The sequence below is a fragment of the Sphingomonas sp. GW822-FHT03G08 genome (assembly GCF_058801135.1).
Genome location: NZ_JBXAMZ010000002.1, coordinates 500,929 through 523,012, shown reverse-complemented (window position 1 = coordinate 523,012; position 22,084 = coordinate 500,929). Strand labels below are relative to the sequence as shown.

The 22,084-nt window shown below is 67.3% G+C and carries 18 protein-coding genes; 12 read left to right on the top strand and 6 right to left on the bottom strand.

Annotated elements, in window-relative coordinates:
* The first annotated feature begins 56 nt into the window (after nucleotides 1–56).
* The gene (locus tag AC1RJ5_RS19830; RefSeq protein WP_493115272.1) at nucleotides 57–2,294 is read left to right on the top strand and encodes a TonB-dependent receptor; all 2,238 of its coding nucleotides are present in this window, start codon (nucleotides 57–59) and stop codon (nucleotides 2,292–2,294) included.
* Nucleotides 2,295–2,359: 65 nt separating this feature from the next.
* On the top strand, nucleotides 2,360–3,958 hold the full coding sequence (locus AC1RJ5_RS19825) for an AMP-binding protein (RefSeq protein WP_493115271.1): 1,599 nt from the start codon (nucleotides 2,360–2,362) through the stop codon (nucleotides 3,956–3,958).
* Between the two features lie 158 nt (nucleotides 3,959–4,116).
* Here AC1RJ5_RS19825 and AC1RJ5_RS19820 read toward each other — a convergent pair whose 3' ends face one another.
* Both AC1RJ5_RS19820 and AC1RJ5_RS19815 read right to left on the bottom strand, forming a co-directional pair.
* Nucleotides 4,117–5,733, bottom strand: coding sequence for a carboxylesterase/lipase family protein (locus AC1RJ5_RS19820; protein ID WP_493115270.1), 1,617 nt, complete (start codon nucleotides 5,731–5,733; stop codon nucleotides 4,117–4,119).
* Nucleotides 5,730–7,010, bottom strand: a complete 1,281-nt coding sequence (locus AC1RJ5_RS19815) for a spinster family MFS transporter (protein ID WP_493115269.1) — start codon at nucleotides 7,008–7,010, stop codon at nucleotides 5,730–5,732. The genes AC1RJ5_RS19820 and AC1RJ5_RS19815 overlap by 4 nt, the downstream gene beginning before the upstream one ends.
* A 141-nt stretch (nucleotides 7,011–7,151) precedes the next feature.
* On the opposite strand from AC1RJ5_RS19815, the gene AC1RJ5_RS19810 reads away from it, so the two are divergent.
* The 3 genes from AC1RJ5_RS19810 (at nucleotide 7,152) to AC1RJ5_RS19800 (ending at nucleotide 10,039) form a co-directional block, all read left to right on the top strand.
* On the top strand, nucleotides 7,152–7,832 hold the full coding sequence (locus tag AC1RJ5_RS19810) for a TetR/AcrR family transcriptional regulator (RefSeq protein ID WP_269576235.1): 681 nt from the start codon (nucleotides 7,152–7,154) through the stop codon (nucleotides 7,830–7,832).
* A gap of 76 nt (nucleotides 7,833–7,908) precedes the next feature.
* Nucleotides 7,909–8,799 (top strand): SDR family NAD(P)-dependent oxidoreductase, encoded by an 891-nt coding sequence (locus AC1RJ5_RS19805; protein ID WP_493115268.1) that lies wholly within the window; start codon nucleotides 7,909–7,911, stop codon nucleotides 8,797–8,799.
* Between the two features lie 82 nt (nucleotides 8,800–8,881).
* Nucleotides 8,882–10,039: a cytochrome-c peroxidase gene (locus tag AC1RJ5_RS19800; RefSeq protein ID WP_493115267.1), complete on the top strand. Its 1,158-nt coding sequence runs from the start codon at nucleotides 8,882–8,884 to the stop codon at nucleotides 10,037–10,039.
* A gap of 179 nt (nucleotides 10,040–10,218) precedes the next feature.
* On the opposite strand, the gene AC1RJ5_RS19795 is transcribed toward AC1RJ5_RS19800, so the two are convergent.
* A complete protein-coding gene (locus AC1RJ5_RS19795; protein ID WP_493115266.1) occupies nucleotides 10,219–11,847 on the bottom strand; it encodes a hypothetical protein in 1,629 nt (542 codons plus the stop codon).
* Nucleotides 11,848–12,089: 242 nt separating this feature from the next.
* Between AC1RJ5_RS19795 and AC1RJ5_RS19790 the strand changes: the two genes are divergently transcribed.
* Nucleotides 12,090–12,845 carry a helix-turn-helix domain-containing protein gene (locus tag AC1RJ5_RS19790; protein ID WP_269576239.1) on the top strand — a complete coding sequence of 252 codons (756 nt, stop codon included), beginning with the start codon at nucleotides 12,090–12,092 and terminating at the stop codon, nucleotides 12,843–12,845.
* 43 nt (nucleotides 12,846–12,888) lie between these two features.
* Here the strand turns inward: AC1RJ5_RS19790 and AC1RJ5_RS19785 are convergent, their stop codons facing one another.
* Nucleotides 12,889–13,734 (bottom strand): ABC transporter permease, encoded by an 846-nt coding sequence (locus tag AC1RJ5_RS19785; RefSeq protein ID WP_493115265.1) that lies wholly within the window; start codon nucleotides 13,732–13,734, stop codon nucleotides 12,889–12,891.
* Nucleotides 13,727–14,650: an ABC transporter ATP-binding protein gene (locus AC1RJ5_RS19780; RefSeq protein WP_269576241.1), complete on the bottom strand. Its 924-nt coding sequence runs from the start codon at nucleotides 14,648–14,650 to the stop codon at nucleotides 13,727–13,729. The genes AC1RJ5_RS19785 and AC1RJ5_RS19780 overlap by 8 nt, the downstream gene beginning before the upstream one ends.
* 342 nt (nucleotides 14,651–14,992) lie before the next feature.
* Between AC1RJ5_RS19780 and AC1RJ5_RS19775 the strand changes: the two genes are divergently transcribed.
* From AC1RJ5_RS19775 to AC1RJ5_RS19755, 5 genes are all read left to right on the top strand, one after another.
* A complete protein-coding gene (locus AC1RJ5_RS19775; protein WP_493115263.1) occupies nucleotides 14,993–16,708 on the top strand; it encodes a pectinesterase in 1,716 nt (571 codons plus the stop codon).
* A gap of 143 nt (nucleotides 16,709–16,851) precedes the next feature.
* On the top strand, nucleotides 16,852–17,502 hold the full coding sequence (locus AC1RJ5_RS19770) for a sensor histidine kinase (protein WP_269576243.1): 651 nt from the start codon (nucleotides 16,852–16,854) through the stop codon (nucleotides 17,500–17,502).
* 80 nt (nucleotides 17,503–17,582) lie between these two features.
* Nucleotides 17,583–19,103 (top strand): sensor histidine kinase, encoded by a 1,521-nt coding sequence (locus AC1RJ5_RS19765; RefSeq protein WP_269576244.1) that lies wholly within the window; start codon nucleotides 17,583–17,585, stop codon nucleotides 19,101–19,103.
* Nucleotides 19,100–19,759 (top strand): response regulator transcription factor, encoded by a 660-nt coding sequence (locus tag AC1RJ5_RS19760; protein ID WP_493115260.1) that lies wholly within the window; start codon nucleotides 19,100–19,102, stop codon nucleotides 19,757–19,759. The genes AC1RJ5_RS19765 and AC1RJ5_RS19760 overlap by 4 nt, the downstream gene beginning before the upstream one ends.
* Nucleotides 19,760–19,825: 66 nt before the next feature.
* Entirely contained in the window at nucleotides 19,826–20,194 is a 369-nt protein-coding gene (locus tag AC1RJ5_RS19755) for a response regulator transcription factor (RefSeq protein ID WP_269576245.1), read from the top strand.
* Nucleotides 20,195–20,408: 214 nt separating this feature from the next.
* Here AC1RJ5_RS19755 and AC1RJ5_RS19750 read toward each other — a convergent pair whose 3' ends face one another.
* Nucleotides 20,409–21,452 carry a cupin domain-containing protein gene (locus AC1RJ5_RS19750; RefSeq protein ID WP_269576246.1) on the bottom strand — a complete coding sequence of 348 codons (1,044 nt, stop codon included), beginning with the start codon at nucleotides 21,450–21,452 and terminating at the stop codon, nucleotides 20,409–20,411.
* Nucleotides 21,453–21,677: 225 nt separating this feature from the next.
* Here AC1RJ5_RS19750 and AC1RJ5_RS19745 point away from each other — a divergent pair, with 225 nt between their 5' ends.
* Nucleotides 21,678–21,977 carry a hypothetical protein gene (locus AC1RJ5_RS19745; RefSeq protein WP_269576247.1) on the top strand — a complete coding sequence of 100 codons (300 nt, stop codon included), beginning with the start codon at nucleotides 21,678–21,680 and terminating at the stop codon, nucleotides 21,975–21,977.
* Nucleotides 21,978–22,084 lie beyond the last annotated feature (107 nt).

Genomic DNA, 22,084 nt, shown 5'->3' with positions numbered 1-22,084 from the left:
CTTTCCCGCCATCGCGACGAAGATCGCGTCTGGAGATGGATGTGGGAGGGACCCGAATGAACTATCGCCCGTTGCTGGCCGGCGCGTCCGCGCTTGCCCTGGCCTGGAGCGGCGGCGCCGCAGCGCAGACCGCCAGCCCCGAAACGCAGGACAAGCCGGTTGCGGCTGCATCCGCTTCGAACGCGGAAGATGGCGAGATCGTCGTCACCGCGCAGCGCCGCAACGAGAATCTGATGACCACCGCGGTCTCGGCCTCGGTGCTCTCGGGCAGCCAGCTGGACAACAAGGGCGTCGCCAATGTCGACGCGCTGCAGTTCGCGATGCCCTCGATCGTCGTCAATAATTTCGGCCAGGGCAATGACTTCAACGTCCGCGGCATCGGCAAGGCCGAGCACAACACCCAGACCACGACGGGCGTGATCACGTACCGGGACGGGGTGCCGAGTTTCCCCGGCTATGTGCAGGGCGAGCCCTATTTCGACGTTGCCAACATCCAGGTCCTGAGGGGACCGCAGGGCACGATCGTCGGCCAGAACGCCACCGGCGGCGCGGTGTTCGTCAACACCAACGATCCGATCATCGGCGGCGGCACGCACGGCTATTTCAACGTCCATTACGGCAACTACAACGACGCCGGCTTCCAGGGCGCGGTGAACCTGCCGGTGAGCGATACCTTCGCCGCCCGGGTCGCGCTGTTCACCCAGCGCCGCGACAGCTTCTACAACATCACCGGCGCCGGCGGCGCAGCCTATCCCTATGAGAAGGGCAAGGTGGGGTTGATGGCCGGGCGGATCAGCCTGTTGTGGAAGCCGAGCGACAATTTCTCGATCCTGTCGAAGACCGATTTCGACTGGCTCGACTTCGGCGCCTATCCCGCCTCACCCTTCGCCAATTATTTCAAGACGCTGCCGGGCACGAGCACGCCCAACCCGAATCACCGCGACCTGTTCGACGTGCAGTACAACGCCCCCCAGGCGGCACGCGACAATTTCGTCCGCTCGATCCTGAAGGCCGAATACGAGTTCGCCGGCGGCACCAAGTTCCGCTCGGTCTCGAGCTATCAATGGGCCAACACGATGTACAAGGCGGACCTGGACGGCACCGCCACCGGCAACAGCTATTTCTACGACAGCGTCGACGAGCAGCAGGTCACCCAGGAGTTCAACCTGATCTCGGCCGACAACCAGCGCTTCACCTGGCTGCTCGGCGCATTCGGCGTGTGGAACGACTACCACTTCAAGCGGCCGTACCAGTTCATCATCGATGTGGCCTATCCGCTCGACCTGCCGGCGGCGACGTACAAGTTGCAGGGCAACAACTTCACCCGCTCGCTCGCGGCATTCGGCCAGATCGGCTTCAACATCACCCCCAGCCTGAAGATCGAGGCGGGCGGCCGCTATACCGAGAGCCGATCGATCAACGATGTCGATGTGCGCCAGTACGGCACCCCGATCATCGCCGATCAGGAAACCAGCTCGAAGAACTTCTCGTACAAGGTCACGCTGGGCTGGAAGGCGAGCAAGGACCAGTATCTCTATGGCTTCGTCGCCACCGGCTTCCGCCCGGGCGGGCTGAACGTGCCGGTGGGCCTGGGCCTGCCCGCGCCGTTCAAGCCCGAGGAAGTGACTTCGTACGAAGCAGGCTGGAAGGGCAATTGGGCCGGCGGCAAGCTGCGCACGACGATCACCGGCTTCTACAACGACTACAAGAACTTCCAGGTCATCATCGGCTATCCGACCTTCCCGACCTTCGGGATCGAGCTGAACGTGCCCGACAAGACCAAGATCTACGGGTTCGAGGCCGAGGCGGAGTTCCGCAGCGGCGGGCTGACGCTGGATGCCGGCATCAACGTGCTGCACAGCGAGCTGGGCACCTTCTTCGCGACCGACCCGCGCGGCGCCAGCACGGTGGCCTGCAACCCGAATACGGGTCCCGCCAGCACCAGCTGCATCGCGCTGAAAGGCCGCCGCCAGACCTATGCGCCCAACCTGACCTTCAACCTGGGCGCGCAATATGAGCTGGAACTGAAGAGCGGCGACAAGATCACCCCGCGGGTGAATTTCGGCCATGTCGGCGACCAGTGGGCGACTTTGTTCGAGAACCCGGCGCGCGGCGACCATCTGGAGGCGCGCAACATCCTGAACGCGCAGCTCGCCTTCCAGCACAAGACGTGGACGGTGACCTTGTACGGCACCAACCTGACCGACCAGCACTATCCGGCAGCGCTGAACTCCGGCCTCTATTTCGCGGGCCCGCCCCGCCAGTACGGCGTCAAGCTGCTGAAGACGTTCTGATTTCCTGCCTGGCCGCCGGTGCTCCCTCTCCGGCGGCCTTTCCTTTCTCAAAGTGCCAAGGTTTCATGCAGCCCTACGGTCTGACCATCGACAAATTCCTCGATCATGCCGCCAAGTGGTTCCAGGACTGCGAGGTGGTCGAGGCCGAGGCGGGCACGATCGTCAAGCGCTCGACCTATGCGGCGCTGCGCGAGCGGAGCAACCGGTTGTCAGGCGCGCTCGCGGCGCTGGGGCTGCGCCAGGGCGCGGTGGTCGGCACACTCGGCTGGAACACGATCCACCATTTCGAGATCTATTACGCAGCGATGGGCATGGGGCTGGTGTGCCATACGCTCAACCCGCGGCTGACCGCGGCGCACCTCGCCGCGATGATCAACGAGGCGGAGAACCGGGTGCTCGCGGTCGCGGCGGACCTAGTGCCGCTTGCCGCCGAGCTCATCCCGCACTGCCCGAGCATCGAGCATGTGATCCTTCTGGACGCTTCGGACGCGGAACTTGGCACCCTCGGGTCGCACCGGGTGCAGGTCTGGCGCCATGACGCCTTGCTGGCGGCGCATGGCGCCCCGATGGCCTGGGGGGCGTTCGACGAGAACGCCCCCGCCGGGCTCTGCTATACCAGCGGGACGACGGGCAGCCCCAAGGGCGTCGTATATACCCACCGCTCCAACTACCTCCACACGCTGCGCGCGCTGCAGGCGGACGCGGTGGCGATCACCGCGCGTGACACGTTGCTGCTCGGCGTGCCGATGTTCCACGCCAATGGCTGGGGCATGCCGTTCGCAGCGCCGGCGGTTGGCGCGAGGCTGGTGCTGCCCGGGCGGACGCTCGACGGGGCGAGCCTGGCACGGCTGATCCGCGACGAAGGCGTGACTGTGGCTGTTGGCGTACAGACCGTCTGGTTGACGCTGGCCGACCAGGCCGAGGCGAGCGGCGAAGCCTTCCCGACGCTGGAGCGGGTGCTGATCGGCGGATCGAGCTGCCCCGACGCGCTGCTCCGGCGGCTGGAGGAGAAGCTCGGCGCGCGGGTGCAGACGAGCTGGGGGATGACCGAGCTGTCGCCGGTCGGCGCGATCGCACCGAGGGACTTGCCCGGGGATGCGGCGCCGGCTTCGGGGCGGCCGGTCATGGGGCTCGACCTCAAGCTCACCGATGCGGACGGCAACACGCTGGTGCCGCAGCGCAATGTGCTCGGGCATCTCAAGGTGAAGGGGCATAGCGTGATCGAGCGCTATTTCCGCAGCCGGGAAAGCGCGCTGGACGAAGAGGGCTATTTCGACACCGGCGACCTGGCGATGCTCGACACCGAGGGCAATCTGACGATCTGCGGGCGGGCCAAGGACCTGATAAAGTCGGGCGGCGAGTGGATCAACCCGAACGAAATAGAAGCGATCATTGGCACGCACCCGGCGGTGCGCCATGTCGCGGTGATCGCGCGGGCGGATGCGAAATGGGGCGAGCGGCCGGTGCTGATCGTCGACAGCCAGGGCGAGGACCCGCGCGCGCTGCTCGAGATGCTGCGCGGCAAGGTTGCGGACTGGTGGATCCCGGGCGAGGTCGCCGAGGTGCCTGCGATGCCGCTGGCGGCCTCGGGGAAGATCGACAAGAAAAGGCTGCGCGATGACTATGCCGAGGGGCGGATCGCTGCGGCCAGGGTTGGGCGGTAACCGTCGCCGTTTCTGCTCCCCTCCCTGCAAGGGAGGGGTTGGGGGTGGGTTGCGAGCGCAGCGAGCCCAGCGAGACGGCGGAGATAAAGAAAAGACCGGGCATCGAGCCCGGCCTTTTCTAACCCACCCCTAGCCCCTCCCTTGCAGGGAGGGGAATTTTACTGACAGCCCTTTGCCTTCGCAGGCAGCTTGGGCGAGGCCAGGCCGGCGTTCCAGTTCCACGCGACCCCGGCGGCGCGGCGGCGGCAGACCACGGCTTCGTACTGGTCGTACATACCCGGCATCAGGTCCGCCTCTGCCTTGGGCGTGTTGGTAATGTGGAGATAGGCGCGGTCCTTGCCGAACGCCGGCCAGGCGGTGCCCGGATTGCCGGTCCTGGTGAAGCTGGCCCAATAGCCGAGCATCGCGTCGGACAAGGGCCGGTCGCTCGCGGGGATCGTCGGCCAGAGCGGGGGCAGCGGGGTCAGGTTGCCGAAGACATAGGGCAACTCGCTGGCGTGGAAGGCGTGGAGGTCCTTGTCGTCCATCGCCGGATAGCCGTGATCCCAGAGATAGACATACGCCGGCTTGCCGAGCGCCGCCTGCTTGCGGGCGAGGCGCTCGCTGGTCCAGCCATAGAGCGCGTCGCGGGTGGTCGCGAGGATGCTCTCCTTGTAGGTCGCGGCCGGATAGAGCTTGAGGAAGGCGTCGGCGAATTCGCCGTACTTCTCGCGGATGGCCTTCTCATAGTCTTCCGCAGTGGCCGGCGCCTTGGGGGCGAGCATGCGGAGCGAGCGGATCTCGCCCTGGTTGAAACCGGTGAGGATCGGCACCGGGGCCTGCTTGCCCTGGTCGAACGCCTCGACCATCTGGCTCGGCAGGACGAGCCCGTCGACCACGCCGAACGGGAAGAAGCCGAGCTTCGCCGCGCCGTCGGTGAGCTTCTGGGCGTCCATGCCGCGCAGCGCGGTGAGGTTCGGGGCCTGGAGCCCGGCCGAGAGCATCGTGCCGACCGCCTCGGCCGAGGGCGCGCCATACGCCTCCTTCCTGAGGCTGGGCATCGCGACCATGTACGCGCTCTGGGCGATCGCCTGGGAGAAGGTGCCGCGGGCGAGCGGGGATTCCATCAGGTACATCACGCTGAGGCCGCCGGCGGATTCGCCTGCGATCGTCACCCTGGCGGGGTCGCCGCCGAACGCGGCGATATTGTGCTTCACCCAGGCGAGCGCGGCCATCTGGTCGAGCAGGCCGTAATTGCCCGAGACCTTTTGCGGGGATTCGGCGGAGAGCTGCGGGTGGGAGAACCAGCCGAGGACGCCGAGGCGGTAGTTGATCGAGACGACGATCACGCCCTGCTCGGCGAGCTTGCGGCCGTCATACATCGGCTCGCGGCTGGAGCCCGAGAGCAGCGCGCCGCCATGGATCCAGAAGAAGACTGGGGCCTTCTTTGCGTTCGCCGGCGCCCAGATGTTGAGCGTCAGGCAATCCTCGCTGACCGGCATCGGCTGGGCTGGGGCGTAGACGTTGGTCGGTGTCTTGGCCTGGGGCTGGACGCAGGCGGGGCCGAAATCCTTCGCGGCGCGGGTGCCGGCCCAGGGCTGCATCGGCGCGGGCGGGCGCCAGCGCATGCCGCCGACCGGGGGCACGGCATAGGGAATGCCCTTGAACGCGCGGATCTGGCCTTCGAGCGTGCCGCTCACCGAACCCGAGGGCGCGTTGACGACCGGCTCCTGGGCGAGCGCGGTGCCGGAGAGCAGCAAGGCGGCGGCTATGGCGGCGTGGCGGAACGGCTTCATGCGGGCACCTTTGCGGCTTGCTCGGCGCGGAGAACGCGGGCGAGCGTGAGGAAGAGCGCGATCGCGATCAGGTAGAAGGGCGAGAGGGTGTAGAGGGCAAGCTGGAGGCCGTGCTCCCAGCCATGCGCCTTGAACCAGTCGCTGGCGGCGCCGACCCAGGTCGGGCCGAGGCCGAGGCCGATGAAGTTCATCACCAGCAGCAGCAAGGCGCCCGAGAGCACGCGCTGGTCGGGGCGGACCTCCTCCTGGACGAGCGCGACCGAGGCGGAGAGGTAGAAATAGTTGAAGCAGTTGACGACAGTGAGCAGCAGCAGCGCGAGCGGCCAGGCGGGGGCCCAGACGAACGCCACGTAGAAGGGCATGGCGATGGCGAGCGATATCGCCGGGCCGAGCGCATAGACGGTGCGGCCGCGGCGGCTCAGCCGGTCGATGATGCGGCCCGAGATCAGCATCGCGGCGCTCATGCCGATACCGACGACCAGCGCGTACCAGATCGCGATCTCGGGCAGGGTCATGCCCTTTTCGCGGATCAGGAACAGCACCGCGAATTGGCCGAGGCCATAGGTGACGAACTGGGTGGCGCCGCTGCCGAGCGCGGCGAGCATGAGCACCGGGTGGGTGAAGAACATGGCGCAGGTGCCCCAGAAGGGCGCCTTGGCGGCAGTGGGCGTGGCGACGGGATTGACGTCGGTGGCGCCGCGGCGCGGCTCTCGGACGATAAGCGGCACGAGGATCGCGGAGACCACGCCGACCGCGCCGATCGCGATGAAGGCGATCCGCCAGTCGAGCAAAGCCGCGATCAAGGCGCCGAACGCGATGCCGAGCGCCGCGCCGATCGGCGGCCCCAGGTTGAAGATGCCGAAGGCGGTGCCGCGCTCGCCGGGCCGGAAGGTGTCGGTGATGATCGCGTAGGACGGGGGCACCCCGCCCGCCTCGCCGAAGCCGACGGTCATCCGGGCGATGACAAGCTGGGTGTAGCTGGTGGCGAGCCCGCAGGCGATCGTCGCGCCGCTCCAGATCGCGCAGGCGAGCGAAAGGATGGTTACGCGGCTGGTGCGGTCGGCGAGCCAGCCGACGGGGATCGCGATGAAGCAGTAGAACATCGCGAAATAGAGCCCGCCGATCAGCCCGAGCTGGCGGTCGCTCAAGTGGAGCGAGTCCTGGATCGGCTTGGCGAGGATGCCGAGCAGCTGGCGGTCGAGGAAATTGAGGACATAGACGAAAGTGAGCGTGACGAGCACGATCCAGCGGCGGCTGCCACCTGCCTGAGTTTCCACGCGTCTCTCTCCCGTGGCGGTTTTCTCCGCCTTTCCCGCATCATGCGGGCAAGGCCGCGGCGCTGTCAACACACACTATCACGCGTGTGAATATCTGCGCATGGGCTTGACGATGGCCGCGCCAGACCGGATGGACGGGAGGTGACCGAGACAGCCAAGCCCGTTCGCCGCTCGCGCAAGGCCGAGCAGCGCGCCGAGACGATGGAGCAGATCTACGACGCTGCCGAGGAGCTGTTCTCGCAGCACGGGCTCTATGGCGTCACGCTGAAGGACGTCGCCAAGAAGGTCGGCGTCCACCACACGCTGCTCAATTACTATTTCGACGACAAGAAGGCGCTGTTCGATGCCGTCTTCGCCCGGCGCGCGGTGGTGACCAGCGAGCGGCGGATGCAGGCACTCGATGCCTATGAGGCCGAGGTGAAGGGCAAGCCGACCGTCGAGGGTGCGCTGCGGGCGTTCCTCGATACCGATCTCGACACCTATATCGAGGGCGGCGAGGGCTGGAAGAACTACGCCAAGCTCGGCGCGCAGGTGGCCAACACCCCGGCCTGGGGCGCCGACCTGATGGACGCGCATTTCGACCCGGTGGTGCTGCGCCTGATCGGGCTGCTCAAACAGGCCCTGCCCGACTGCGCCGAGGAGGACATCTTCTGGGGCTATCACTTCGTCACCGGCGCGCTGATGCTCACTCTCGCCCGCACCGGGCGCATCGACAAGCTCTCCCACGGCCTGTGCCATTCGGACGACTTCGCCGCGGTGAAGGAGCGGATGGCATCGTTCATGGCCGCCGGCTTCCTCGAGATCTGCAAGCGCGGGAAATAGTCCGAACAATTCGCTCTCTTGCGAGTGAATGATTGCGACGCTACGAAGCCCTCCGAAAAACCAAAGGGAGAGCGGGATGTCGCTGGCGGGTCGTGTAGCAATTGTGACGGGTTCGGGCGGCGGACTGGGGCGCGCGCATGCGCTGTACCTGGCGAGCCGGGGCGCGAGGATCGTCGTCAACGACCTGTCCCAGCCGGCCGCCGACGCGGTTGCCGCCGAGATCCGCGCGGCCGGGGGCGAGGCAATCGCCTTCGCAGCGTCGGTGACCGACGAGCTGCGCGTCGCGACGATGGTCGCCGAGACCGTCGAGCGGTTCGGCAGGGTCGACATCCTGGTAAACAATGCCGGCATCCTGCGCGACAAGAGCTTCGCCAAGATGAGCGTCGACGATTTCCGCCTGGTGGTCGATGTCCACCTGATCGGCGCGGCGATCTGCTGCAAGGCAGTTTGGGAAACGATGCGCGCGCAGAATTACGGGCGGATCGTGATGACCACTTCCTCCTCCGGCCTGTACGGCAATTTCGGCCAGGCGAATTACGGCGCCGCCAAGCTCGCGCTTGTGGGCCTGATGCAGACGCTGGCGATCGAAGGCGAGAAATACGGCATCCGGGTCAACAGCCTGGCCCCCACCGCAGCGACGGGCATGACCGAGGGCGTGCTCTCGGCGGAGAGCCTCGAGATGCTGGCGCCCGATCTGGTCAGCCCCGGCCTGCTCGCGCTGGTCGGCGAAGGCGCCCCCACCCGCGCGATCCTGTGCGCCGGCGCCGGGCATTTCGCCGCCGCGCATGTAACGCTGACCGACGGCATCCAGGTGGGCCGCGCCGCCGATGCCGGCGAGCAGGTGGCGGCCGGCTGGGCCGAGGTGACCGACCGGACCGGCGAGATCGTTCCCGCCTATGGCTTCACCCAGGCCGAGCGCGAAGTGGCCGCCGCCACGGGCAAGGCGCCGGTCGCGGCGGTGCGGTGAGCGACACGCTCCGCGGACGGGGAAAGCCGTCGCCCCCTTCGGAAAAGCGCGATACGATGTCGCGTCGGGCGAAGGAGGTGCGATGCGCTGGGGAACTGCGGGACTGGTTGCGAGCGCGTTGACGCTGGCATTGGCGGCGTGCGGGGGGCTCGGCAAGGCGCCGGGCGCCATCACGCCGAAAGCCGTTGCCGAGCGGACCACCATCGATTTCTCCAGGGTCGCCAATTACTCCAGGCCGAAGCTGCCCGCCTATTTCGATGGCACGGTGCGATCACTGGACAACAGCCCGGCTGCCAACGCGAACGACGACCGGGTGGCGACGCTGGGCCGGGTGCTGTTCTACGACCTGCGGCTGAGCACCAACGACCGCGCTTCCTGCGCTTCCTGCCACCAGCAGGCGATCGGCTTCACCGACGCGATGCGGTTCAGCAACGGGATCAGCACCGCCGGCACCACCGATTTCCACGCGATGCGGCTGGGCAATCTGCGCTACTGGCAGCCCGGCACCACCTTCTGGGACCGTCGCGCGGCAAGCGTGGAGGCACAGGCCAGCCACCCGTTCCACAGCCTGGTCGAGATGGGCTGGGGCGAGAATATGGGCGGCTTCGGCGCACTGACCCGGAAGATGGCCGGGATCGGCTATTATCCCGGGCTGTTCGCCTGGGCGTTCGGCGATCCCGCAATCAGCGAGGCGCGGATCCAGCTGGCGCTGGCCCGGTTCACCCGTGCGATGATCGCGAGCAGCAGCCGGTGGGACACGGGCTATGCCCGGGTCTTCTCGGCCGCTGCGCCCGATCGCGCGCTCGATGTCGACCTGCCGGGCTTCACGCCACAGGAGAATCGCGGGCGGCATCTGTTCATGGCCGATGCGAGCCGGGGCGGCGCGGGTTGTTCCGCCTGCCATCTGCCGCCGACCTTCGCGCTGTCGGCGAGTGCCCACAGCAACGGGCTCGACGCCGGCGAGACGCGGCTGTTCAAGGCGCCGTCGCTGCGCAATGTCGCCCTGGCCGGCCCCTATATGCATGACGGCCGCTTCGCCACGCTGGCGGAGGTGATCGACTTCTACGACCATGGCATCCAGGACGGGCCCGCGCTCGACCCCCGCCTGCGCCGGGGCAAGACACCGCAACGGCTGAACCTGAGCGCGCAGGACCGCGCGGCGCTGGTCGCCTTCCTGATGACGCTGAGCGACCCGAAGCTGACGACCGATCCGAAGTTCAGCGATCCGTTCCGGCGGTGAGGGCGAAGTGCTTCCTGCAAACCTTCCCTGATCCCCGGCGAAGGCCGGGGCCCAGTTGCAATGTCGCCCGAGAGGTTAGACCACCCCAACCAGCTGCGCCGAAACTGAGCCCCGGCCTTCGCCGGGGGACAAGAAGGTGGGGCGATGCAGCAATCCCCTTCGAAGCGGGAAATCCGGCCCTAGGCGCGGATCGCGTATAGCGTGGCGTTGCTGATCGCGTAGACCGCGCCGTCCGCGCCCGCCAGGGTCGGCGTATAGGCCTGACCGAGCCCGGTATTGAGGCGGATGTTCTGCGACAGCGTGTTTGTCGCCAGGTCCCAGCGATAGAGGATGCCGTCCTCGTTATTGGCGAGGATCGAGCCGCGCAGCGGATCGGCGAGCATCGTATTGATGCACCATTCGCGCCGCGAATTGGCCGTGGTGCCGTCCCGCGTCGGGCCGACGATGGTGATCACCTCGCGCATCACCTGGATCGCGGGCAGGATCGTATCGGCCTGGCTTGTCCTGGGATCGAGCACGGCGATCCGGTTGAGCCCGTCGCCGGTCCCTACCCCGGCATAGTTGTTGTACTTCTGGACGAGCAGATAGGTGGAGATGCCCGTGTAGGAAGGCACCATCGTCGCCGGAATCACGCTTGGCGACACGTCCCAGCCGAAGCTGCCCGGCACGCCCACCGGATTGAGCAAGGCGTCGAACTGGAGCAGCCAGCCGCGCGCATTGTGCGTGCCGAACTGGGCCTCGAGCACGCCATAGAACACCCGGCCATCCGGCCCGACCACGGGCGAAGCGGTGCCGTCATCGCTGATCCGCGCGGGCGTGAGCGCGCTGGGATCGATCAGCGCGGCCTTGCCCCGGGTGGCGAGCGTGGTGCTGTCGAGCGCGAGCAGGAAGCCGGTCTGGGTCGCGGTGGTCGATCCTCGGTTGACCGCGATATAGACGGTGGCGCCATCGTTCGAGAGTGCCGGCGCGCAGTTCATCGCGGGCTTGACGATCGACGTGTCGCCCGCCGCCGTGGCGACGCCGACCCAGCTGCCGGTGCCGTCGGCCGCGACTCGAGCGACGCCGCTGACCAGCCCGGCCGGGTTCGCGCCGGTGACGACGAAGCCGAAGAACAGGTTGCCCAGCGCATCGGCGGTGATCGGAGTGTTGATGAAGACCGTGCCGTCATAGGCAGCCGGATTGGCGTTATAGGCGGCCGCGCCATAGAAGATCTGCGTCGCGAGCGTGCCGGTGGTGGCGTCCGCATCGGCGCGCATCAGCAGCTTGCCGCCGGCGCCCGGCGCATAGAGGCGGCCCTGCGCGGTGAGGAGCAGATTATAGGGCGGCAGCCAGTTGCGCGGCGGCGTGACATAGTCGGTGGTCGCCGACCAGAGGAGCGTCCCGGTCGCGCCGGACCGGCCCTCGATCCGGTAGCTGCCGGTGGCGGCGGTCTTCACCGGGAGGACGATCGTGTTGTTGGTGGTGACGACCGGCGAGCCATAATGGGTGAGCAGCGCGCCCGAGGCGGTATATTGCGGCGCCAGGTCCATCGGAGTGGTCCAGGCGATGCGGCCGAGATCCTGGGTGGCGATCGCGCTCACGGCGGTGTGCTGGGCATTGCGGCCATAGCCGAACCAGGCGGGGCCGGAGACCGGGGTGGGCGTGGCGGTGGGCGTCGGAGTCGGCGTGGGCGACGGGGCGGGTGAACCGCCGCCACCGCCGCTGCTGCAGGCTGCGACCACCGCGGTGGACGACAGCATCGCCAGCGCGCGACGGCGCGAAAAGCGGATCGGAAAGCGCGGAGCGGACGGAAGATTGTTGTGGCTCATGACGAAGCTCCACCGATAGGCACGCGAGGACCTGTGCGCTTGTCACGCATATACACCTCTCCCCCCGCTTGTTGACGCCTAAGCGCCGCCAGAGCCACAAATTTCTCGAAAGCAGGCGCGCGCCCGCGACCGCTTTGCGACCGGGAACCGAAGCCATGCGACCAAGCCCGCGGGCTATCGGCCGGGAGTACGAATTTTTTGGGGTGGCTGCGACGATATCGCTGACCTAGGCCCTGGCAGCTATGGACATGCGGGTGACAGAAGCGGGCTGGGCGCTGACCGAGAAGGAAAAGCAGACCCTGCGCCTGATCGTCCGCGGGCATGACGCCAAGTCGATCGCGCGCAGCCTGGGCCTCTCCGTCCACACGATCAACGAGCGGCTGCGCGATGCGCGGCGCAAGATGGCGGTGTCGAGCAGCCGAGAGGCGGCGCGGCTGTTGCTGGCAGCCGAGGGCGGACCCGAATTGTTCGGGGACACGGGAATCGGGGAAGACCCGGCGCGCGCCGGGATCGATCAGGGAGCCACGCCGGTCGACGGCGCCGGGCAGGCACATCGCCGGCCCTGGATCATCCCTGGAGTGTTTCTCATGACCTTTGCCCTTGGCCTGCTGGCGCTGGCCCTGCTCCCCGCCGCCCCGACCGCGACGCCCGCGGCTTCGCAAGTCGCGCCGAACCCGGAAGTGGTCGATGCGGCGCGCGCGTTCCTCGTACTGGGCGACCAGGGCCGCTGGGACGAAAGCTACAAGGCGACCGGCGCCGCGTTCCGTAAGCTGAACACCGCGGCGGTATGGCGGACGGTGTCGGAGAAGGTGCGCACGCCGCTCGGCGCCGTCGCCTCGCGCACCCTGATCGGCCAGGAGAATTTGCCCGCCCCGCCCCATGGCTATGAGGTGGTCAAGTTCCGCACCAGCTTCGCCAACAAGGCCGAGGCGGTGGAGACGGTCACGCTCGAGCGCGAGGGCGGCGCCTGGCGCGTGGTCGGCGTGACGATCGACTGAACCAAGGGCCGGCGGGAACGCACGGGTCCCGCCGGCCTTAGCGTCAGTTGAGGTCCTGCCGCAGGAAGCGGAACTGGGTGAGCGCGCCCGCCGCGAGGATCCAGGCGGTAAGGATCCAGAGCGAAGCGCCCCGGTTGAACGCGACCACGTCGCCCGGCCCGAGCGGCAGGGTGAGCCCCGTGCCCTTCGCCCAGTTGGCGAGATTGGTCATGTGGTAGAAGGGCAGGAACTTGACCAGCGCGGTGACGAGCCCCGCCGCATATTGGTGCGCCCAGAGCGCGATGAAGGGGAATAGTCCCTCGATCACCACGATCGCGATCGACAGGATCACCGTGGCGAGGATCGACTGGGTGAGGATCGCGAACAGCGCGGCGAAGGCGATGGTGAAGAGGATCGGCACCAGCGCGTTGCCCGCCGCCTGCCAATGCGCCTCGGCGACCGCGCCCAGGGTGACCCCGGCCGGGATCCTGTCGCCCTGGAACGAGCCGAGCCAATCGCCGAACAGCAGGATCAGGTCTGCGGCGATGAAGGCGATCATCACGAAACCGAAGGCGACCACCCATTTCGCCGCGATCAGCTGCCAGCGCGCGCGCGCCGGGATGATCAGCTTCCAGGTGTTCCAGCCATATTCGCCGGCGAACACCACCGCCGAGAAGCCGGCGATCAGGAAGCGGCCGGGGCCGGAGCCCGGCACCTTCCACAGCAGCGCGCTGTCGGCGATCCACTTGGCGGCGGAGCGTTCCTCGCCGGTCGTATGGGCCGAGAAGGCGCCGTAGATCAGGATGCCGATCACGAGCAGCGTGGTGACGATCGGATAGAGCCAGACCATCATCCAGGTGGCCCGATGGCGGCGGAGCTTCAGCGCCTCGGCGCGGACGGCATCAAGCATCGGAATCCCTCGTCATGGTCAGGAAGATTTCCTCGAGGCTCTGCTCGTCAGGCCCCACGCGGAACACATCGGCGCCGGCCTCGACCAGCTTGCGGACGATCGCCGGCGTCTCGGCGCGACCGGCCTGGACGGTGAGCCCGCCATCGGCGATCTCGAACGGCCAGCTACCCTCGAGCGCGGCGGCGGCCTTGTCGAGCGGCTCGGCCTCGACGCGCAGCGCCTCGCCCTGGTCGAGCAGTTCGCGGATCGTCGCCTCGCGCAGCAGCTTGCCCTTGTGGACCACCGCCACCCGATCGCAGATCTGCTCGACTTCGTGGAGGAGATGGCTGGAGAGGAACACCGCCTTGCCCTCCGCCGCCAGGCCGCGCAGCAAGGTGCGCATGTCCTGGATGCCGGCGGCGTCGAGGCCGTTGGCCGGCTCGTCGAGGATCACCAGGTCGGGATCGTCGAGCAGCGCGGCGGCAACGCCGAGGCGCTGCTTCATGCCGGTGGAATAGCCCTTCACCTTGCGCTTGGCGTCGCGGCTGAGCTCGACCCGCTCGAGCACCGCGTCGATGCGCGCGCCGTCATGCCCCTGGGTGCGCGCGAGCACGCGCAGATTGTCGCGGCCCGAGAGGAAGGGGTAGAAGGTGCCGCCGTCGACCAGCGAGCCGACCCGGCGCAGCGCCGTGCGGTCCGAGACCGGGCGACCGAACAGCGAGACCTCGCCGTCGCTCGGGCGGATCAGCCCCAGCGCCATGCGGATCGTGGTGCTCTTGCCGGCGCCGTTGGGGCCGAGAAAGCCATAGACTTCGCCACCGCGCACGGTGAGCGACACATCATCGACCGCGCGCTTGGCCCCGGCCCCGCGGCCATAGGTCTTGCCGAGCGCGCGCAATTCCAGCGCGGGCATCCCGCTGAGTTCGCTTGTGGACACTCTGATCCCCCTTCCGGCGCCTGGCTGGCACCGTGGCGGCGGATTGTGCATGAACGATTGCGTGTTAGCAAGATAATACACAAGGAAACGGTCCGCGCCACCGGGCGCTACGTTGAACGACCCTTTCTGGATACCGGTGGCATAGCGTTGCCGCAGCCGATTCCCGGCCGAGAGACAGGCGCGCCAGAATATTGGCACCGATACTTTCCATAAAAATCAGCTACTTGATTCAAGTTACAAGCGCGAATCTTCGCCTTGACTATCCCTGACACCGGTATCAAGATGAACACTGGGTTAGTCGATCAGCTAAAAAAGCTGACGACCCAAAGGGGAGAGGCAAATGTGAAGCTGCGCGCTGCGTCGGCGAGCCTTGCGCTCGTCATGATCCTTGCCGGATGCAACAACAACGATAGCGGATCGGTGGTGTCACCCACCCCGACACCAGCTTCGACACCGACGCCGGGGGTGTCGATCACTTCCGCATTGCTGCCCGCATCGGGCGAAACCGCCGCCTATAAGGACACGCTGCTCAAGCTGACCTTCAACGGACCGCCGGTGGCGACCGGCAGCGGCCAGATCCGCGTCTACAAGAGTGACGGCACGCTGGTCGACACGATCGACACCACCGGCGGCGTCACCGTCGCCGGCGGCGAGACGCAGACCGCGCTGGGCAATGGCAACACCGAGATCGACAAGATCGGCAACGGCGTTTCCACCCTGACCCAGTATCGCTTCACCTATTATCGCCCGATCCGGATCAGCGGGAACACCGCGACGATCAAGCTCCACGACAATGTGCTGGCCTATGACACGTCCTATTACGTCCAGATCGACCAGTCGGTGTTCAACGGCCCGATCGCCGGGTTCAACAGCTTCCCCGGCATCAGCGGCACGACCGGCTGGACGTTCAAGACCAAGGCGGCACCGACCTCGACCACCGCGGTGACCGTGGACGATGACGGCGCGGCCGATTTCCGTTCGGTACAGGGCGCGCTCAACTACATGATGACGGTGGGCTGCGCCTCGTGCGGCGCCGGCAACACCGCGGCCAAGACGATCACGATCAAGAACGGCACCTATGACGAGCAGCTGTTCCTCCGCAACGTCAACAATTTGACGATCAACGGCGAGAGCCGCGCGGGCACCGTCGTCCAGAACAACAATTGGGAAGCGTTCAACCCCGGCGTGGGCGGTAGCCGCGCGACGCCGAACACCACGCTGACCAATATCGGCGGCAACACGGCACTGGGCAACCGGCTGACGCTCGGCGGCGGTCGCGCGGTGCTGCTGATCGAGGGCGGCGACCAGATCAAGGTCAGCAACTTCACGATGCAGAACACGCATGTGAAGGATGCGACCCAGAACAGCCAGGCGGAGGTGATCTACTACAATTCCGCCAACCTCAACGGCTCGCGTTTCATCGGCACCGACATGAACTTCATCGGCACGCAGGACACGCTGCAGATGAAGGGCTGGGTGTGGATCTACAACAGCCTGATCGCCGGCGATGTCGACTTCATCTGGGGCTATCCCTTCGCGATGGCGATCGAGAATTCGGAACTGCGGACGGTCGTCGACCCCTCGGCGCCGACCTCGGGCGGCTACATCTTCCAGGCACGCTCGGCCAAGGGCTATCCGGGCTTCGTCGTGCTGGGCGGATCGCTGACCTATGCCAATGGCGTGCCGAGCGGATCGACCTATCTGGCGCGCTCGGGTGGCGTGAACCAGGCCGGCGGCTATTGCACCACGATGCAGGTGCTGGGCGCATCGGCGAGCAACGCCACCCAATATTGCGACAACCTGGCGTTCATCGGCGTGAAGATGGACAGCCATGTCGCCGCGGCCGGCTGGTGGATCAACCCGATCCCGGACCTGCTGCCGAGCGCAACCGAGGGCTGGCGTGAGAGCGGCTCGCTGACGCCGACCGGCACGGCGCTGTCGATGACCGGGCGCAACACCACCTATGGCAGCAGCACCGCCAACCTGACGGGGCTCAACACCCGCGCCAAGGTGTTCGCCCAGTGGAACGGCAATGTCGGCTGGGCGCCGGCGCCGTAACTATCTGCCCCATCGGGAGGGCGAATATCCGTTCGCCCTCCCGACACCATTGTCCACCCTCACCCTAAACCAGCGTATGATACCCCCGGGCCGCCCGATGCGGGATTTCTGCCGTCAGAAGTTCCCGAGGAAGGACGGCCCCGATGCTCGACATGGCGAACACCGTTGCCGATACCGGCACGACGATCGAAATCCTGCCCGCCGCGCGGGTAAGCGATGCCGACGAGATGAACCACCGCATCGCCAACAGCCTGCAGCTGCTCTCGGCAATGGTCTCGGTCGAGGCGCGCGGGATCGCCGATCCGGTGGCACAGGCCGCGCTCGACGTGACTCAGCGGCGCATCGCGGCGGTCGCCAGCGTCCACCGCCAGCTCTACCAGGCGCATGAGAGCACCAGCGTAGACCTGCGCGCCTATCTGGAGAGCCTGGCCGCCGATCTGCAGGCTGGCGCGACCGGACGGCCGGTGCTGGTCGATGCGGCGGCGGTCTCGGTCCGCTCGGAGGATGCGACCGCGATCGGCATCATCGTCTCCGAACTGGTCACCAACGCCTTCAAATATGCCTATGCCCCGGGTGCGCCGGGCAATGTGCGGGTGATGCTGCGCAGCCTGCCGCTGGGCGGCTACATGATCGAAGTCTCCGATCGCGGCCGGGGCCGGGTCGCCGAAGTGATCCAGGGCAGCGGCTTCGGCAGCCGGCTGATCGAGCTGATGGCCGCGCGGCTGGGCGCCGAGGGCAGCTATCGCGACGCTCAACCGGGTACCCGCTTCCTACTCTTTGTGGGTGGCCGCTGAACCCCATGTTGCGACCCATTCGTGATGCGCTAGGCCTGCTGTATTGGTCCGATTCCGACGGACCATTGCATGAGGGTGAGATGGCGCACGAAGCCGAGAAGAAGCGCAGGCTGGCGGCGCAGGTGCAGGGCGTGGCCACGGTCGCGCTGGCGCTGGGCATCTTCGCGCTCGACGTGCTGAGCCCGCTGCAGGGCGCGGTGGCCGTTCTCTACACGATCGTCGTGCTGCTGACGACGCGGGCCAATGCGCGCGGGCTGACGCTTTCCGCAGGCTTCGTCTGCGCGCTGCTGGCGATCGCGGGCTATTTCATCAGCCATGACCATGAGGCGCTGGGATCGGCGGCGGTGCGGCTGTCGGTCGCGCTGGTCGCGATCGGAGTGACCACGCTGCTTTCGGTGCGCCACATGGCCGCGGCCGAGCATCGCCGCATTGCCGACCGGCGCTACCGGGCGATCTTCAACGCGGCCGGCTTTCCGATCTGGGAAGGCGACTGGTCCGAGGCGTTCAGGCTGCTGCGCGGCAAGCAGGCGCCGGATGCCGAGGCGATCGATATCGCCGCGCGCACCGCGACGATCTGCGACGCCAACCACGCCGCGGCCGCGCTGTTCGGCCTGGAGCGGCGCGAGGAGCTGGTTGGTGGCACGCTGGTCCGCTTCCACACCCCCGCCGCGGAGGCGACCCTGGGTCGTATCCTCCAGGCGATGATCGCCGGCGAGACGACGATCGAGGAAGAAACGCGCTTCATCGATGCGAAGGGCGAACCGGTCGACGTGCTGCTGCGCGTGACCATCCCGCCCCAGCAGAAGGAATGGCGCCAGGTGCTCATCATGGGCCTGGACGTGACCGAGCGGAATCAGACCAATGTGCGCCTGGCCCAGGCACAGGCGCAGCTCACCCACGTCTCGCGGATCACCACGCTCGGCCAGCTCGCCGCGTCGATCGCGCATGAAGTGAACCAGCCGCTCTCCGCCCTCATCACCTATGCCAAGTCGGGCAAGCGCTGGCTGGCGCGCGAGGCACCGGATGCGGCCGAAGTGGCGGACTGCCTGGATCATGTCGTCTCGAACGGGACGCGCGCGGCGGACGTGATCGCCCGCATCCGCGCGCTCGCCCGGCGTGCCGATCCGCGCCAGGACGCGATCGACCTGGGCTCGCTGGTCGACGAGACGATCGAGCTGCTGCGCCGCGACCTCAACACGCACGACGTGACCGTCGAGGTGACGATGCCCGGCGGGCTGCCGCCGCTGGTCGGCGACCGGGTGCAGATGCAGCAGGTGCTGATGAACCTGATGCTCAACGCCGAGCAGGCAATGGCGCAGGTGGCGCCGGGCGCCCGGGTGATGTGCGTCGAGGTGGTGGCCGAGCCGGACAGCGTCGCCGTGCATGTCCGCGACAGCGGCAGCGGCATCTCGGTGGAGCCGGAGAGCCTGTTCAGCCCCTTCTTCACCACCAAGTCCGAAGGCATGGGAATGGGCCTGTCGATCTGCCGCTCGATCATCGAGAGCCATGGCGGTACGCTTGGCGCGGAAAATCATCCTGAGGGAGGCGCGGTGTTCAGCTTCCGCCTGCCCGTGGCGGGCGCGATGGAGAGTGCGGCATGAGTGAGATGTTCGAAGGCGCCATGGGACCTGGTTGCGTGTGCGTGGTCGATGACGATGACGGGATCCGCGGGTCGCTGGGCAGCCTGTTCCGATCGGCCGGGCTGGCGGTGGCGCTGCATGACAGCCCCGATGCGTTCCTGAAGACCGGCCTGCCCAAGGGCCCGGCCTGCCTGGTGCTCGACGTGCGCCTGCCGGGGATCAACGGGCTCGATTTCCAGGAAACGCTGGCGGCCCAAGGCATGGGCATCCCGGTCATCCTGATCACCGGGCATGGCGACATCCCGATGACGGTCCGCGGCATGAAGATGGGCGCGATCGATTTCCTGCCCAAGCCGTTCAGCGACGAGCAGATGCTCGCCGCCGTCGCCACCGCGCTGGAGCGCGACCGCGAACGCCAGGCGGGCGCCGAGAGCGATGCCAGGCTCAACGAATGCTATGCCCGGCTAACGCCGCGCGAACGCGAAGTGCTGGGGCTGGTCGTCGCGGGCCTGATGAACAAGCAGGTCGCGGCGAAGATGGAGCTTTCGGAGATCACCGTGAAGATCCACCGCGGCAATGTGATGCGCAAGATGGAAGCCCAGTCGCTCGCCGACCTGGTGCGCATGGCCGAGCAGCTCGGCGTGCGCGACGAGAGCGCGCACCGGTTTAACATCTGAGTATGATGGCGCCTGCAGGCCGACTAGCCCAAATGGGTAGTCTAGATCGCTATCCGAGTAACCAGAGTGACCGAATTGCATCCCTCCCCGCTCGTCGCGGTCGTCGATGACGATCCCGGCATCAGGGGAAGCCTGAACAGCCTGCTGCGCTCGGCAGGCCTTGCCAGCGAATTGTTCGACAGCGCCGAGGCGCTGCTCGCGGGCGATCCCGCGCGCTTCGACTGGATCGTGACCGATCTGCATATGCCGGGGATGACCGGGCTCGAGCTGCAGGCCGAGATCGGCCGGCTGGGCTGCGACTGCGCGATGATCGTGATGACTGCCTTCCCCACCCCCGCCTCGCAGTCCCAGGCGCTCGGCGCCGGCGCGAAGGCGTTCCTGACCAAGCCGATCGATCCGGACCTGCTGCTGGATGCGATCGAGGGCGCGGCCTGAAGCCAGTATCCCCTGGCCGTCATCCCCGCGAAGGCGGGGATCCAGAGCCAGAAGCTGGAAGCGTGCGGATCGCGGCGGCGTCCGATCAAGCGCACGCCAGATTGCTTCGACTATCCTGAGCTACCCTGGATCCCCGCCTTCGCGGGGATGACGGAAATGGCTGGTGTCACTCCTTGCGACTTGGGCGGGAGCGCGGACGCCCCCGCCCCGAACTTCACTTGACCGGATCGAGATCATTGACCCGCGGCACGATCAGCGGATCGACCGGGGTCAGCGGCAGCGGTGGGACAGCGTCGGGCGCGACGCCGAAGGTCGCCGCCAGCACTTCCTTCGAGAAGGACGAGGTCGCCGCGCGATAGCCGACATCCTCGGGCGTCGGCTGGTCGAAGAACACCAGGAAATGGATATCCTCCTCGCTCAGCACCTCGATCTGGTGCGGATAGGAGCGCGGGATGAAATAGGTGTCGCCCGGCTCGAGCAGATAGGTGTCGACGCTGCCGTCCGGGTCGAGGATCGACATGCGGGCGCGGCCCTTGTGGACATAGCCCATCTCCGCCGTGTCGGGATGCCAGTGCGGCTCGCGCATGCCGTTCTCGCGGACATCGATCGAGTACATCGAGAGGTGCCGCAGCGCCGGCCAGAACTGGGCGCGGGCAAGCTGGGCGGTGCCATAGGGGAAGTCGATCGGCGGGGTCTGCCCGGCGATGCTGAACTTGTGCGGATCGGGGAAGGCAGCCGATGCCGGCACTTCGGCCGGGCCGCTGCGCTTCACGAGATAGCGCGCGCTCGACGTATCGCGGCGGATTGGAGCGAAATCCCCGGCCGGCAGCGTGAAGGTGTTGCCGAGCACCGCGTCGCTCATCGCGCCGAACGCGGCCTGGAGGGTGAAATCCTCGGGCCGCTCGTTGCTGAACAGGATGATCAGCTCGGCATCGTTGTCGCCGACATTCTCGATCGTGTGGAGCGAGCCGGTGGCGATGTGGAACATCTCGCCGGCCGAGATGGTGAAGCGGCCGAAAACATCGGCGGTGTCGAGCACCGAGACGAGCAACTCGCCCGAGAGGCAATAGGCCAGCTCATCGGCATTGGCGTGCCAGTGCGGCTCGCGGATCGCGCCGGGCGCGAGCACCAGCCGCTTGATCGCCATGCGGCGGAGCATGGGAAACTCGTCGGCGGTGATCCTGCGTACCGAGCCGAGTTCGCCCTGATAGGCGGGCTCGGCGTGGAGCAGCGAACGTACGTGCCGGGATGCGGCCATGTCTTCCTCCTGCGAAGGGCCGCGCATCGCGTGCGGCCGGAACCGGGGAATTGGGGCACCAGACCGCTGCGCCCACCCCTACCCATGTATGAGCCGCCACCGCTGCATGCACGCCGGAAGCCCTTGCGATACCAAGGTTTATGCAAACCTTGGTATTCTGACCCCCGGGCTGCCGCCCCCTTATCTTCGCTCCTGCCACTACCCCCCGACGCAAGGAGATGACTCATGAAGAAGATGATGATCGCCGCCGCCCTGATCGCCTTCGGAACCGGCATTGCCCAGGCGCAGGACGTCCCCCAGGATGCCCGCATCTTCACCGACGCCAGCGGCTTCCGCGCCGAGGAGACCCCAGGCGGCTACCAGCCGGCCAGTTCGCCCTTTTCGGGCCCGGTGACCCCGACCACCCAGGTGGTGTTCGTGCCGCAGACACTCACCCCCAGCCAGGCCTATCCGGCCCCGGCGCCACTCAAGGCCTATCCGGCGTGCAAGCCGGGCCGCGAGGACAATTGCCGCCAGCGCCAGTGACCTGACGCACAGGCGGAACGCGCGGCGCGCCGGCGGCCCATGGGCTTCCGGCGCGCTTTCGCATCCGCCGGTCGCACGCCCCAAACTCCTGTATGATGGCGGTCACA

Excerpts from the sequence above, each read along its gene's own strand:
- AC1RJ5_RS19830 (WP_493115272.1), top strand. The coding sequence starts at position 57 with ATGAACTATCGCCCGTTGCTGGCCGGCGCGTCCGCGCTTGCCCTGGCC.
- AC1RJ5_RS19825 (WP_493115271.1), top strand. The coding sequence starts at position 2,360 with ATGCAGCCCTACGGTCTGACCATCGACAAATTCCTCGATCATGCCGCC.
- AC1RJ5_RS19820 (WP_493115270.1), bottom strand. The coding sequence starts at position 5,733 with ATGAAGCCGTTCCGCCACGCCGCCATAGCCGCCGCCTTGCTGCTCTCC.
- AC1RJ5_RS19805 (WP_493115268.1), top strand. The coding sequence starts at position 7,909 with ATGTCGCTGGCGGGTCGTGTAGCAATTGTGACGGGTTCGGGCGGCGGA.
- AC1RJ5_RS19800 (WP_493115267.1), top strand. The coding sequence starts at position 8,882 with ATGCGCTGGGGAACTGCGGGACTGGTTGCGAGCGCGTTGACGCTGGCA.
- AC1RJ5_RS19795 (WP_493115266.1), bottom strand. The coding sequence starts at position 11,847 with ATGAGCCACAACAATCTTCCGTCCGCTCCGCGCTTTCCGATCCGCTTT.
- AC1RJ5_RS19790 (WP_269576239.1), top strand. The coding sequence starts at position 12,090 with ATGGACATGCGGGTGACAGAAGCGGGCTGGGCGCTGACCGAGAAGGAA.
- AC1RJ5_RS19785 (WP_493115265.1), bottom strand. The coding sequence starts at position 13,734 with ATGCTTGATGCCGTCCGCGCCGAGGCGCTGAAGCTCCGCCGCCATCGG.
- AC1RJ5_RS19770 (WP_269576243.1), top strand. The coding sequence starts at position 16,852 with ATGCTCGACATGGCGAACACCGTTGCCGATACCGGCACGACGATCGAA.
- AC1RJ5_RS19765 (WP_269576244.1), top strand. The coding sequence starts at position 17,583 with ATGGCGCACGAAGCCGAGAAGAAGCGCAGGCTGGCGGCGCAGGTGCAG.
- AC1RJ5_RS19760 (WP_493115260.1), top strand. The coding sequence starts at position 19,100 with ATGAGTGAGATGTTCGAAGGCGCCATGGGACCTGGTTGCGTGTGCGTG.
- AC1RJ5_RS19750 (WP_269576246.1), bottom strand. The coding sequence starts at position 21,452 with ATGGCCGCATCCCGGCACGTACGTTCGCTGCTCCACGCCGAGCCCGCC.
- AC1RJ5_RS19745 (WP_269576247.1), top strand. The coding sequence starts at position 21,678 with ATGAAGAAGATGATGATCGCCGCCGCCCTGATCGCCTTCGGAACCGGC.